This is a genomic window from Flavobacterium flavipigmentatum, from assembly GCF_020911905.1.
Lineage (GTDB): Bacteria > Bacteroidota > Bacteroidia > Flavobacteriales > Flavobacteriaceae > Flavobacterium > Flavobacterium flavipigmentatum.
Genome location: NZ_CP087133.1, coordinates 2,911,623 through 2,926,017 on the forward strand (window position 1 = coordinate 2,911,623; position 14,395 = coordinate 2,926,017).

The 14,395-nt window shown below is 34.6% G+C and carries 11 protein-coding genes and 1 riboswitch; of the genes, 10 read left to right on the forward strand and 1 reads right to left on the reverse strand.

The genetic code is table 11. From position 1 onward, the window contains the following. Positions 1–2 precede the first annotated feature (2 nt). The 8 genes from LNP22_RS12665 to LNP22_RS12700 all read left to right on the forward strand — a co-directional run bounded on the left by LNP22_RS12665 (position 3) and on the right by LNP22_RS12700 (position 10,868). Complete coding sequence (locus tag LNP22_RS12665; RefSeq protein ID WP_229973771.1) at positions 3–1,490, forward strand: RagB/SusD family nutrient uptake outer membrane protein; 1,488 nt, start codon at positions 3–5, stop codon at positions 1,488–1,490. 23 nt (positions 1,491–1,513) lie between these two features. Then, positions 1,514–2,374, forward strand: a complete 861-nt coding sequence (locus LNP22_RS12670; protein ID WP_229973772.1) for a zinc-binding metallopeptidase — start codon at positions 1,514–1,516, stop codon at positions 2,372–2,374. Between the two features lie 30 nt (positions 2,375–2,404). Continuing rightward, positions 2,405–3,754, forward strand: a complete 1,350-nt coding sequence (locus LNP22_RS12675) for a DUF4302 domain-containing protein (RefSeq protein WP_229973773.1) — start codon at positions 2,405–2,407, stop codon at positions 3,752–3,754. Positions 3,755–4,320: 566 nt separating this feature from the next. Further along, positions 4,321–4,417, forward strand: a riboswitch (SAM-I-IV-variant riboswitch). Positions 4,418–4,475: 58 nt separating this feature from the next. Beyond that, on the forward strand, positions 4,476–5,798 hold the full coding sequence (locus LNP22_RS12680) for a Na+/H+ antiporter NhaC family protein (RefSeq protein ID WP_229973774.1): 1,323 nt from the start codon (positions 4,476–4,478) through the stop codon (positions 5,796–5,798). A 184-nt stretch (positions 5,799–5,982) separates the two neighbouring features. Then, positions 5,983–6,729 (forward strand): 3-oxoacyl-[acyl-carrier-protein] reductase, encoded by a 747-nt coding sequence (gene fabG / locus LNP22_RS12685; RefSeq protein WP_210666981.1) that lies wholly within the window; start codon positions 5,983–5,985, stop codon positions 6,727–6,729. An 84-nt stretch (positions 6,730–6,813) separates the two neighbouring features. Next, a complete protein-coding gene (locus LNP22_RS12690; protein ID WP_229973775.1) occupies positions 6,814–8,841 on the forward strand; it encodes a hypothetical protein in 2,028 nt (675 codons plus the stop codon). An 87-nt stretch (positions 8,842–8,928) separates the two neighbouring features. After that, positions 8,929–9,825, forward strand: a complete 897-nt coding sequence (locus LNP22_RS12695; protein ID WP_229973776.1) for a LysR family transcriptional regulator — start codon at positions 8,929–8,931, stop codon at positions 9,823–9,825. Positions 9,826–9,899: 74 nt separating this feature from the next. After that, a complete protein-coding gene (locus LNP22_RS12700) occupies positions 9,900–10,868 on the forward strand; it encodes a YeiH family protein (protein ID WP_229973777.1) in 969 nt (322 codons plus the stop codon). Between the two features lie 3 nt (positions 10,869–10,871). Here LNP22_RS12700 and LNP22_RS12705 read toward each other — a convergent pair whose 3' ends face one another. After that, positions 10,872–11,825: a hypothetical protein gene (locus LNP22_RS12705; protein ID WP_229973778.1), complete on the reverse strand. Its 954-nt coding sequence runs from the start codon at positions 11,823–11,825 to the stop codon at positions 10,872–10,874. 172 nt (positions 11,826–11,997) lie between these two features. Between LNP22_RS12705 and LNP22_RS12710 the strand changes: the two genes are divergently transcribed. Both LNP22_RS12710 and LNP22_RS12715 read left to right on the forward strand, forming a co-directional pair. After that, complete coding sequence (locus tag LNP22_RS12710) at positions 11,998–12,996, forward strand: zinc dependent phospholipase C family protein (protein ID WP_229973779.1); 999 nt, start codon at positions 11,998–12,000, stop codon at positions 12,994–12,996. Positions 12,997–13,289: 293 nt separating this feature from the next. Further along, positions 13,290–14,177: a carbon-nitrogen hydrolase gene (locus LNP22_RS12715; protein WP_229973780.1), complete on the forward strand. Its 888-nt coding sequence runs from the start codon at positions 13,290–13,292 to the stop codon at positions 14,175–14,177. Positions 14,178–14,395 lie beyond the last annotated feature (218 nt).

The following is a 14,395-nucleotide window of genomic DNA, read 5'->3' on the forward strand; positions in this document are numbered from 1 at the left end:
TTATGAAAAAAAATATAAAAAATATAAAAATAGCCTTTGCTTCATTACTAATTCTTAGTATTAGTAGTTGCGATGAGTTTTTGTCGGAAGTACCGGATAACAGAACACAAATTGACACACCTGAGAAAATATCCGAACTATTGGTAAATGCATACCCACAGGCATCTTACATGGATTTTGCAGAAACGATGTCGGATAATGTAGGAGATGGTGAGCTAGGTTCTGTGAGTGTCAAAAACAGACAAAGTTATAACTGGGAGATGCATGATGAAACCAATGTTGATTCTGAAGCCAATTACTGGGACGGTTGCTACAGAGCTATTGCTCATGCCAATCAGGCTTTAAAATCAATTGAGCAATTAGGTAATCCGGCAAACTTAAACCCTCAAAAGGGTGAGGCTTTGTTGGCAAGAGCCTATGCTCATTTTATGCTGGTTACTTTTTGGTCAAATCGTTACAATCCGGCTACTGCCGAAACGGATCTGGGAGTGCCTTATGTAACGGAACCAGAAACTCAATTATTAAAAAATTATAAGAGAAATAGCGTAAAAGAAGTTTTTGACTTTATTCAAAAAGACTTAGAAGAAGGTTTACCTTATGTAACAAACAATTATAAAGAACCGAAATTCCACTTTAATAAAGATGCAGCAAAAGCCTTTGCCAGTCGTTTCTATTTGGTAAAAGGAGATTGGGATAAAGTGTTAGAAGTTTCAGAAGGTCTCGGTTCTAAGCCTGTTGGAAAATTAAAAGATTACCTTACTTTGTCAAGTTTAGCACCAGATATTCAATTTATCGAATATGCAAAATCGTCATACGCCGCTAACTTATTAGTTGCTTCTCCAAATACACTTATCGGAAGATCTGCAAGTGGTAGTAATTTTTATTTGTCAGATGAAAAACAAACGGAAATTTTTAGAGTACAAACAAATCCATTCAACAAAACATGGTTATTTGATTTCTACAGCTATAATAGTAGTAGAACATTATTTACGCCAAAGTTTGAAGAATATTTTAAATACACCAATTTAACGGCAAACATCGGAATTCCATACGCTGGAGTGGTACTTCTATCTAATGATGAGTTTTATCTAAATCGCATTGAAGCACTTGTAATGAAAGGTAGAATTACAGAAGCCAATACCGAATTAGAATACTTTTTAGGAACAAGAACTAGTGGTTATAATGCGGCTACAGATAAATTAACTGAAGCAAGAATAACGACATTGTATCCCGTAATTGCTAATGAGTTTACACCTTACTACACTATGACACCTTTGCAGACTTCTTATGTAAAAGCTATTGCTGAAGCCAGAAGAAGAGATTTTGTTCATGAAGGATTAAGATGGTTAGATGTAAAACGTTTTAATATTGTGGTGGATCATGCAACTTTTGGTCTGCCAACAAATACCTTGGTTAAGGATGATAAGCGTAGAGCTTTGCAAGTACCTCTAAGCGCATCAAATTATGGAATAGAAAAAAATCCTAGATAAATTTTAACTAAAATTTTAAAAACATGAAAATATTAAAACAATATAAAGTGATATTGCTAGTTGCAGGGGTTTTAACTTTTGTAGCTTGCGCACACGAGGATCAACCTGGTGATAGCCAGCTGGATTATTCGCAACCTCAAAAAAATGCTTTAGACAATTGGATCACTACCAATTATCTTAATCCTTACAATATTAATGCACAATATAAATGGAATCAAAATACAGTAGATAACAATAGATTTTTGTTTCCTCCAATGGTTGATAAAGTGCAACCTGCATTAGAAGTGGTAAAGCAAATTTGGTTGGATAGTTACACGACTGTTGGTGGCGCTGATTTTGTAAAAAAAGTAGCACCAAGAGAAATTGTTTTGGTTGGAGGAGTAAATTCCAATTCAAACGGTACTAGAACCTTAGGAATTGCAGATTCAGGACAAAGAATCACACTATTTGAAGTGGATTATCTGAACAAAAAAGATCGTGAGAACGTAACTGAATTTGTGCATACCATTCAACACGAATATGTGCACATTTTAAATCAAAACAAACCTTTTGATGAGCAGGCATGGCAAAAAATAACACCTGGAGATTATACAGGGACCTGGCATTTAGAAGTGCTTCAAACATCTAGAAATTTAGGTTTTATAACCAATTATGCCAGAAATAATATTATTGAAGATTTTGCAGAAACTGCTTCTACAATACTAACAAGTTCAAAAGCAGAGTATGCGGCTATTCTTGCAAGTATTACCGATGCAAACGGTAGAGCCAAATTACAGCAAAAAGAAGCTATGGTAGTACAGTATTATAAAGATGCTTTTAATATTGATTTCTATGCACTAAGAGATGCAGCAGAGAAAAACACGACCAATGTTGTTAATAATTAAGCCGTCATTTTAATTTAAAATAATACTATTATGAAACCTAAAAATATATTAAAGTACGCCATGATTGTTTTTCTGGCGCTACATTTATTTAGTGCTTGTACAAGCGATACATCGGCGGAACAAAAATTTGATAAGACACCCGCAGAACGCCTAAATGAGCAAAAAAGTGAATTAAATACCGCATTGCTATCTTCTGAGTTTGGATGGAAAGCAGTTTATTTTACAGATGATACTCAGCTAGGAGGGTTTACACACCTGTTTAAGTTTTCTGCCAACGGAAAAGTACAAATGGCTTCTGATTTTAACAACGATACGGCAACATACGAGAGTGATTATGATGTTGTTTTAGGAAGTACGGTTAGTTTGCTATTTACCACCTATAATAGAATACATCTTTTATCAGATTCTAATAGTTTTCCAACTACAGCTTTAAGAGGAAGAGGATATCTGGGTGATTTTCAGTTTTTGTATTATGGTCAAGAAAATGGAGATATCCTTTTCAAAAGTAATAGATTGGTTAAAGAAGTTCGTTTTGTAAAAGCAACTGCTCAGGATTGGGTTGATTTACCTAAAAACTTAGTGACAGAACAAAATGTAGTAGGAGCCAGTACTCGCCCGCTTTTTAGATTATTGGAAACCAATGATGGTACGGCAGTAAAAAAATATGATTTTGCATTTTCTAGAGCAACCCGATTTGCAGTATCAAATTCTATTGCTGCAGGTTCTTCTGAAGTTTTGAGTTTTGGAGTTGGATACACCCCAACAGGTATTGTGGTGAGTCCGGCTATAGTTGTTGCAGGTCAAAAATTAACAACTTTTGTTTATAATGATGCAGATGGAAGTCTTACTGCCACTGGAACTGGGGGAGTAACAGCTACTATAAAATATAGTAATTCACCTCTAGTTTTAACAGATGATTACAAAACATTTTTAGATGGAAAACCACAAATGGTATTGAGTTATATTGCTGCAAATTTGTATACAGCACCAACAACTTCTCAATATTGTAAAAACTTGTTAGATCAGGCTAACGCAACATTGCCAGCCAATCAAAAAATTGCCAGAGTGCAAATCTATTTTAATTCTGCGTTCGGAAATTATATAGAATATCGTTTCAATGGAGGAAGACCAAGTGTTTACCATAATTTCACTACAACTGAAGATGCAGTTAATAAAACGATTATTCTAAATCACGATTCATGGGATAATGGTGTAGCACTAATACCTGCGCCAGCCTTCCTAAAAGGTCTTGATGACGAATTTATGAATGCTTCTGGATTGTATATAAAGAAAGAAACTTTTAGAATAACTTTTTCTAATACAATTTGGACGATTACAAGCGCATCCTCTAATTTTAGAATAACAACGTATCAATTATAAAGATTTTTTTAGAATACGTTTTTGGAAAGAAAAAGCAGCTCAATTTGAGCTGCTTTTTTAAATACATAGTAGAATATCAATAGGGCATTAGGTTGCGTAACAAAATGAAATAAGAAAATAAGTATTATACAAGTAGCATAATTATTAAATTTTACAAACATGATGAAAAAATACATACCATCAATTAGCATTACTCTCGTACTTATTTCATGTCAAGTTTTGGGTTTGATATATCGTAAATACAGTACATCCTTTTTGTATCTCGGTTTGATTCTGATAACTCCAATAGTAATTTTAAGCATGATAAAACTAAGAAAAGAAGATAAGCTTAATGGAACAAAAGAGTTTCAATCGTCACTTTATAGATTACTATTTATTGGAGTCGCAATGCTAGTTATTTATTTTGTAACGATACAGTATATGTAAAACTTTTTTTAAATACGTTTTTGGAAAGAAAAGGCAGCTCACATGAGCTGCTTTTTTGATTTATAAAATGTTAATTTTGAATAAATTCTATAGAAATGGTATAATTATGTTTTATATGATAAAATAATTACTATTTTTGCACCCGTTATCACGAATCTCGCAAAGAGATAGCAACCTGCAACAACAAGCAAGGTGCTAAAACGATAAGCCAAATCCTTTGGAAAAAATGTTGTTTTTCACATTATTATTCTGGATTTGCTTGTCGTTGTAAATGTTTCATTTTATAATTTACTTTATGACAAAACTCAGTAAGAAAAAAGGAAATGCAGTAGCTTTAATTCCTTTATTTGTTTTTATTTTTACCTTTTTAGGAGTCGGAATTGCCCTCAATGACTTTTATGCATTTCCATCCCCAGTTGCCGTTCTGATTGGGATTATTGTTGCTTTTGTACTTTTTAAATCTTCTACAGACGAAAAAGTAGATACCCTGATTGCAGGTTGTGGCGAAAGTAAAATCATGACTATGTGTATTATTTATTTGCTTGCAGGAGCTTTTGCAGTGGTAAGTAAAGCTATGGGAGGAGTAGATGCGGTCGTGAATCTCGGAATCAATACCATTGATGCGGCTTATTTTCCTTTAGGAATTTTTTTGATCTCAGCTTTTTTATCCACCGCGACAGGAACTTCGGTGGGAGCAATTGTGGCTTTAGGACCCATTGCTGTTAGTTTGGCTAATGCCAGCGGAAGTTCGTTACCGCTTATTTGTGGTTCTTTGTTAGGCGGTGCTATGTTGGGCGATAATCTCTCGATGATTTCGGATACTACGATTGCAGCAACGCAATCTTTGGGTTGTGAACTCAAAGATAAATTCAAAATCAATTTGTTTATTGCTTTGCCAGCTTCGATAATTACGATTGCAGTTTTGTTTTATTTAGGTTTTAATTCTGAAATTCAAGCAGTTGAAATTCCGAAAAATGCTTTTAACTGGATTACCATTGTACCTTATGTTTTAGTAATTGTTTTGGCTTTGTTTGGCGTGAATGTATTTTCAACCTTGATTATTGGGACTTTGCTGGCGGGAATAATTGGTTTTTTTAACCATCAGTTTACACTTTTGGTTTTTGCACAAAAAGTATACGAAGGTTTTACTAGTATGACCGATATTTTTATTCTTTCAATGCTTTCTGGCGGATTGGCGGCTATGGTGGATAAAGCGGGCGGAATTGATTTTATCTTGCACCAGATAAAAAAACGGATCAAAAACAAAAGAAGCGCTCAGGTTGGAATAGGAACTTTGGTAGGTTTGACCAATTTGGCGATCGCTAATAATACAGTTTCGATCGTGATTACAGGCGGAATTGCCAAAGAAATTAATGATGAATATGAGTTAAACGCAAAAAAAACCGCAACAATTATGGATATTTTTTCGTGTTTGGTACAAGGAATTTTACCTTATGGAGCACAAGTTTTATTGTTGCTTAATTTTGCTGGTGGAAAATTAGGTTTTATTGATTTGGTGGGCAATGCGTGGTATATTTTATTTTTGTTTATATTTACTATGATTGCCATTTATAGTACTTTTTGGGACAAATGGGTAGAGAAAATCTTTAAGGTTTAAAAAGTATTGTTTAAAGGTTATTGTAATTGCTATTTTTTTAAAAAGGGAATTGTTCTATATTTGACAAGTCATTCATAGCCCTGATAGAAGTGGAAATCCTTTTGTGTTTTTTCTTTAAAAACATAAAAGATTGAAGCGGATAGCAGGAATAGCTACTAAATAAAAATAAAAATTAATTTTGAATATGAAATTACTAGAAGGAAAAGTTGCCATTATTACAGGCGCTAGTCGTGGAATTGGGAAAGGAATTGCTGAAGTTTTTGCTAAACATGGTGCCAATGTGGCATTTACATACAGCTCATCTGTAGAATCTGCGCAGGCTCTAGAAGCAGAATTGAATGGTTTGGGAGTAAAAGCAAAAGGATACCAGTCGAATGCTGCCGATTTTAATGAAGCACAGACTTTTGTAGAGGCCGTTTTGGCTGATTTTGGTACTGTAGATATCTTGATAAATAATGCCGGAATTACAAAGGATAATTTGTTGATGCGCATGTCTGAAGCAGATTTTGATCAGGTTATTGATGTGAATTTAAAATCGGTTTTTAATATGACAAAAGCGATTCAGAAGACTTTTTTAAAGCAACGTTCTGGTTCTATCATTAATATTAGTTCTGTTGTTGGAGTATCTGGAAATGCGGGTCAGACGAACTATGCAGCTTCAAAAGCGGGCGCCATTGGTTTTACCAAATCGGTAGCTTTAGAATTGGGTTCGCGTAACATTCGCTGCAACGCGATCGCACCAGGTTTTATCGAAACAGAAATGACGGCTAAACTAGGAGAAGATGTAGTAAAAGGCTGGAGAGAAGGAATTCCTTTGAAACGTGGCGGAACTACTGAAGATGTAGCAAATGCATGTTTATTCTTAGCCTCAGATATGAGTGCTTACATTACAGGACAGGTTCTAAATGTTTGCGGAGGAATGCTTACCTAAAATTCTTGGGGTTCTGAGTTGCAAAGGTTCAAAGGTTTTTTTTGGGATCTTTGAATTGTTAAATCTTCCAATTACAAAATATATATGACTACAAACACGATTTTATTATTATTACTTTCTATAGTAATAGCGGGTGGTTTGTCGTATTTTCAATATTTTTTTAAAGTCAAAAACCATTCAAAAGTGAATGTGTTTTTGGCTTTTTTACGTTTTGCAGCGATTTTTGCCTTATTGGTTTTGCTCATAAACCCCATAATGACCAAAAATAAGCTGGAGATTACCAAAACACCTCTGGCAATTGCGGTCGATAACTCGAGTTCGATTGTAGCTTTAAAATCGGATAAAAAAGTCAATGAATTGTATCAAAAATTGGTTTCAAATCCTGCGCTACAGGAGAAATTCGAAATTCAGTCCTATCAGTTTGATGCCGATCTGAAACCTTCTGATCAATTTGATTTTAAAGGAAAGCAAACTAATTTGGATGCAGTGGCAAAAAACTTAAAAAGTATCAATAAAAACCTGATTTTTCCAACGGTAATTATTACCGACGGAAATCAAACGACGGGTAACGATTATGTTTATCGTTTTGACCCTCAAAATAAAATTTATCCTTTGGTTGTGGGAGATACAACTACTTTTTTTGACTTAAAAATTAATCAGCTTAACGTAAATAAATACGCTTTTCATAAAAATAAATTTCCAGTTGAAGTTTTTCTGCAATATGCAGGAGACAAAACCATAACGGCAGATTTTAATATTCAGCAAGGAAATTCGGTAATGATGCGAGAAAAAGTCATTTTTTCTCCTTCTAAAAAAACGGCGACATTAAATCTGCTTTTGCCGGCTGATAAAGTAGGTCTGCAAATTTTTAAAGCGACGATTGCTTCCAACGTAAAAGAGAAAAATAGTTACAATAACAGTAAAAATTTTGCTGTCGAAGTGATCGATCAAAAGTCTACTATTGCCATTGTATCTTCGATCAATCACCCCGATATTGGAGCTTTGAAACGTTCGATAGAAACAAATGCGCAACGCAAAGTAATATTGGTTAAACCCAATGAAATAAGTAAATTGGATGATGTTGCTATTTTGGTTTTGTACCAACCTAATACTGCTTTTAAAGGTATTTTTGATAATGCAAAATTGGCCACTACCAATACTTTTATCATTACGGGAACTGGTACCGATTTTAATTTTCTTAATCAACAGCAAAATAGTTTGGTTTTTAGAATGAGCGGTCAAAAAGAAGATTATTTGGCCGAGTTTCAGTCACAGTTTAATTTGTTTGCGATTGATAATATAGGTTTTGAAAATTTTCCGCCGTTGCAAAATTTATTTGGCACAATTACGACCAATACAAGCGTTTCGGTTTTACTTTCTTCAAAAATTAGAAATGTAGCTACCAATGCACCTTTGTTGGCTTTCGCCGAAAATCAAGGCAAACGAACGGCTTTTTTATTGGGCGAAAACAGCTGGAAATGGCGTTTGCAGAGTCATGTTGACCATCAATCATTTGAAAAATATGATGTTTTTGTAGATAAAATAATTCAGTATTTGGCTTCTACAACAGCTAAAAAATCTTTGGTGGTAGAACACGAAAATTTTTATAATTCGGGAGAGGCGATTGTGATCAACGCACAATATTTTAATAAAAATTATGAGTTTGATGACAAAGCCAGAATTACGATTAAGGTTACAAATACCGAAACGAAGCAAACCAAAAATTATGATTTATTAAAAGGTAATAATTCTTTTTCAGTAAATTTAGATGGTTTGGTTGCGGGTAAATATAATTTTACGGTAAAGGAATTGAACACCAATACAGTTTATTCGAGTCATTTTGAGATTTTAGATTTTGATATCGAAAAGCAATTTGTAAATCCAGATGTAAAAAAGCTCCAGCAACTGGCGTTGCAAACCAACGGAAAAGCTTTTTTTGAGAATCAGGTTGATAATTTGGTTCAGACGCTTTTAGAAAATAAGGAATACAAATCGATAGAGAAAAACATCTCAACCAAAACACCTTTGATTGATTGGATTTGGTTGTTGATTTTAATTGCTGCTTTATTGACGACCGAATGGTTTGTTAGGAAATACAATGGGTTACTTTAACTTGTTACAAAGGTTCATAGTGACAAAGATTCAAAGTCTTTCAGTGAACTTGAAACCTGAAACAAAAAGCAAACAAACAAAGAACAAATGGATTTTAGGCTAAAAGTATTCTACACGGTTGCGCTCCGCCTTAATTTTACCAAAGCGGCAACCGAATTGTATATCTCGCAGCCAGCGGTTTCTAAACACATTCAGGAACTCGAAGAGACCTATAAAACAAAACTTTTTGAGCGAAATGGTTCTAAAATCGCCTTGACTCCCGCAGGAGAAATTCTTCTAAAACACACCAAAAACATTTTTGAAGTTTACAGAGAAATCGATTTTGATATGAGTTTCTTTAGCAAAGAACGTCAGGGTTTGTTGCGTTTGGGGGCAAGTACAACCATTTCGCAGTATGTTATTTCGCCGGTTTTGGCGGGCTTTCATCAAAAGCAACAAAATATAAAGGTCAATTTGCTCAACGGCAATACCGAGCAAATTGAAAATGCCTTGATCAATAAAGAAATCGAAATCGGAATTGTAGAAGGACAATCTAAAAATCAGTCTATAAAATACATTCCGTTCTTAAAAGACGAATTGGTTTTGGTTTGCAACAGTAAAAATCCGTTGGTACAGCAAAGCAAAATTTCGCTTGACGATCTAAAAGCAATGAAGTTTATTACTCGCGAGCGTGGTTCAGGAACACTTGAAGTTATAGAATTTGCATTAAAACAAGTAGGTCTGAAAATTACCGATTTGCAAATCGAAATGCAATTGGGAAGTACCGAAAGCATAAAGTCGTATTTATTCAATTCGGATTGTTTGGCCTTTATGTCAATACATGCAGTATCTAAAGAGCTTACAAATAATGAGTTAATGGTTCTGGATGTCGAGAATTTAGAAATAGAACGTTACTTTTACATCATCACTTTATTAGGAAAATCAGATGCTTTGTCTGAACTTTTTATTCAAAATATAGGCGATCACTATAATTTAAAGTTATAGTCAATTGTTTTTTAAGATTGGTAAATAACAAGTAAACGACTGATCTTTGTAACGAAATATTAAACTATCTTACTTTGGAAACAAAGCCACAACATACTGCAAAACATTTATTTGAAGTTAACCTTTTGAGTCAACAAATTATTTTTGGTTTGGTGATTGTATTGTGTTTATTTTCGCTGATTTCTCCTCCAGTAGCTTTATTATTGGGAGTGTTTTTGGTGAATTTGTTTGGAAATCCATTTGTAGCATTCAATCATCGTGCGATTACTTTTTTATTGCAATTTTCGGTTGTAGGTTTAGGTTTTGGAATGAATGCGGTTGCTGCTGTTTCGACAGGAAAAGAAGGTTTACTGCTTACCATTTTCTCCATTTTCAGTACTTTGATTTTCGGAACTCTATTAGGAAAGTGGTTTGGAACCGATAAAAAAACATCTCATCTCATCTCTTGCGGAACCGCAATTTGCGGAGGAAGTGCGATTGCAGCGATTTCACCCGTTATTAAATCAAACGAAAATCAGACTTCTATAGCTTTGGGCGTGATTTTTATATTGAATTCGATTGCTTTATTTGCTTTTCCGTTTATCGGTCACCAACTCGATTTGTCGCAAAAAGAGTTCGGTTTATGGTGTGCTATAGCCATTCACGACACCAGTTCTGTTGTGGGTGCGGCCAATAAATATGGTGCTGAAGCTTTGCAGATAGCGACAACAGTAAAATTAGCCAGAGCATTATGGATTATCCCGATTTCTCTTGTAACGGCTGTAATTTTCAAAAATAAAAACAGTACAATCAAGATTCCGTACTTTATTGGACTGTTTATTTTGGCCATGCTTTTAAATACCTACGTACCTGCAATCTCGAGTATAGCACCGCAAGTAGTCACTATTGCCAAAATTGGTTTAACGATCACTTTATTCTTAATTGGTGCTACTTTAAATCTAAATACTTTAAAATCAGTAGGAGTGAAGCCTTTGCTTCAAGGTGTTTTCCTTTGGATATTTATCGCGGGTCTGAGTTTAATTTCAATTATGTATTTGAATTAGGATTTATTTTATATTCGAAAATTTCACAACTGGCTTTCCTGTAATATTATACCATTTTCCGTTGAAAGAAAGTCTTTTTTCAATGACAAAATTAAATTGTTTTTTGGTCTTAGCCATTGCGCTTACTTCCACAGGCATATCGACCTCATAGTCATCTTCAGTACCTTTTGCCTTTCTATACGAACCGGTTGTTGTAATAACAAAATCTCTAAAAAATTTCTTGTTGTTATCGGTAACAACTTTGTATGAACTGGACCATTCTGAGCTACTACTATTGGATAATGTGAAATTTGGCACTTCCATCAGAGGTTGATACTTTCCGTCAAAACCTACAATGAGGTAGAGGTATCCGAAATACGCGCCGCCAGCACCACCGTTGGAGTGTACCAAAATAAAAGCATATTGGTCTTGACCAATTTCTACCAATTTAGGTTTAGGAGCTTGAGAAAAAGCACCAAAAGCAGCGATTGCTGGTTGAAAAGACCTCATTTCCCAAATATTAGCATTTTTTGCAAACTTGGCAAGACCAATAAGTCCGCCAGAAAATCTACCTGTTTGCAATCCGTCTTCATCGTATCCAGAATGATTAAAGAGTAGTAATTTAAATTGATTTCCTTTTGAATCTGAATAATCAATATTATCCAGAAGCCTTGTCGCAACGCCTCTTTCATAAGGAAAATTTTGATCTCCTTCAACACCATTGACGTCGGTATACAAAGTTGTTTTACAGTTTTTACAATTCCAACTTATAAAAGTATTATAGTCAGACAAGGTATATACTTTGCCTGGAAATAACTTTTGCATCGTTTTTACCACATCCAGAGGATCAGCTACTTTCAGTTGCCTTTTGGTATTTAATATCGTATCGCTAACGTTTTTTAGTTGTACAATATCGTCTTGTGCGGTACAAATAGAAGTAAAAATCAAGAAGAGAATACCTGAATAAATTAGGCGCATATTTTAAAATTTTGAATAAAAATAAAACGAATTTACAAAGAAACTTTCAATGCAAAACCATATCAGCAGTAATGTTGTTCAATAAATAGTGATTAAATTAACATAATCTTAATTGAGATGCTTTCAAATGATGTTCAAATCAAATAAATTTGCAGGAAATAAAAATTTGCAAATGAAAAATTTAAAAATGAAACCAAAACTAATCGCAGTTTTTGCGTTAGCTATTGGCTTTTTGACATTGTCTTGGGGAATTGTTGGTCACGAGCGCATCAACAAAGCAGCAGTAATGGCTTTACCACAGCCAATACAAGTGTTTTTTTACAATCACATCGATTTTATTACACAGGAAGCTTCCGTGCCGGATATTCGCAAATATGCGCTAAATTATAAAGACGAAAATCCAAGACACTACATGGATTTAGAAAACTTTGGAAACCTTGATAGTTTGCCACAGACTTTAGAGGCTGCCAAAAAGAAATACGATGCCAAATTCTTAAACGATAACGGAATCTTGCCTTGGTATATCGAAGATATGATGGTAAAACTAACAAAAGCTTTTAAAGATAAAAATAGAGCTGAAATCATTTTTCTTGCCGCAGATTTAGGACATTACATAGGCGATGCGCACATGCCATTGCATACTTCTGCCAATCATGACGGACAATTGACCGATCAAAAAGGAATTCACTCATTGTGGGAAAGCAGATTACCAGAGTTATTCGTCAAAAATTACAAACTAAATGTACCTCAGGCGCATCATTATGAAGACGTGCATAAAGCGATCTGGGACATGATTTACGACACGCATACTTTGGTTGATCCATTGTTGGCAGTAGACAAAAAACTGAGAACGACTACTCCTGAAAATAAAGTTTTTGTAGTTGACGCCGAAGGCAAAGTGGTTAAAAACAAATACAATAGCGCCAGGTTCTCAGACGAATACGCAGAGAAATTACATGCCGAATTAAACGGAATGGTCGAAAAACAGATGAAAAAAGCCATCGAAGCCACGGCAAGTTTTTGGTATACAGCCTGGGTAAACGCCGGAAAACCTGATTTAAGCGATCTGGATGCTAAGGAAGTAACCAAAAGAAACAGCAAAGCTTTAAAACAAGACTTAAAATTATTTCAACAAGGAGATTTATTCGGAATGAAAAATCAAAATGACTAAATAATCGTTTGCTATTTGATACAAAAGCCTTTGAGATATTGATTTCAAAGGCTTTTATGGTTTTATATAAATCATTCAAGAAATACTTTCACCTCAAATATTTAAACTTTGTAAGTATGTTTTCAGGAGCTATTTCCTGCTGTCCGCTGTATCTTTTTATTTTTAAAGAAAAAATAAAAAGGATGCCGCTTCCATCAGGGCTAGGGCTTTAGGTTTCATTAGAAAAAATCTGGAAATTATGGCTTTTGTCATTCCTTTAAAAATTCCTATTTTTGCACTCTAAATTTTATGTCATGCCGAAGAGAAAATACAAAATAGCCGTTATTCAATTGAATCTTAACGACGTTGCCGAAAATAACCTTAAAAAATGTATCAGTTGGGTAAAAGATGCTGCAACAAAAGGGGCAGAAGTTATTTTATTACCAGAATTATATAGCAGTCATTATTTTTGCCAAAGCGAAGATGTAGACAATTTTGCTTTGGCAGAACCACTTTACAGCACTTCGTTTATTGCTTTCAGTGCATTGGCAAAAGAATTAGGAGTGGTGATTATCGTTCCTTTCTTCGAAAAAAGAATGGCTGGAATTTACCACAACAGTGCCTACATTATCGATACAGACGGAACTGAAGCTGGATTGTACAGAAAAATGCACATTCCGGATGATCCTTATTTTTACGAAAAATTCTATTTTACGCCGGGTGATTTAGGCTTTAAAGCTATCGAAACTCAAAAAGGAAAAATAGGAACGCTTATTTGTTGGGATCAATGGTACCCTGAGGCAGCTCGTATTACAGCGCTAAAAGGTGCCGAAGTATTGTTTTATCCAACCGCAATTGGATGGCATCCAAAAGAAAAAGAGCAATACGGAGAAAATCAGTATGGAGCCTGGATGAACGTAATGAAAGGTCATGCTGTGGCTAATGGCGTTTTTGTGGCAGCGGCAAACCGAATTGGTTTAGAAAAATATATAGAAGGAACAGATGGAATTCAGTTTTGGGGAGCTTCGTTTATTGCGGGTCCGCAAGGCGAAATTTTAGCACAAGCTTCTCACGATCAGGAAGAAATCTTAATTGCCGAAGTCGATTTGGACTTGCAGGAAAATGTGCGTCAGAACTGGCCATTTTTTAGAGACAGAAGAATCGATGCTTTTAGCGATATTACCAAAAGAGCTATCGATTAATTTATTGTTCGCAGATATAGTTTACAACTATGTACTTCAGTGCATTTTGCTTTAGCTTCTAAAAAAATATAGCCACAAATTTAACAAATTAATTAGTGCTAATTTGTGAAATTTGTGGCAAATAAATAAGTACTACAACCTTGCAGACTTTCAGTCTGCCACCCAAATTTATGGACTTTTAGTCTATATTGGTTTAGTTGCATTTTATAAAAACAAAA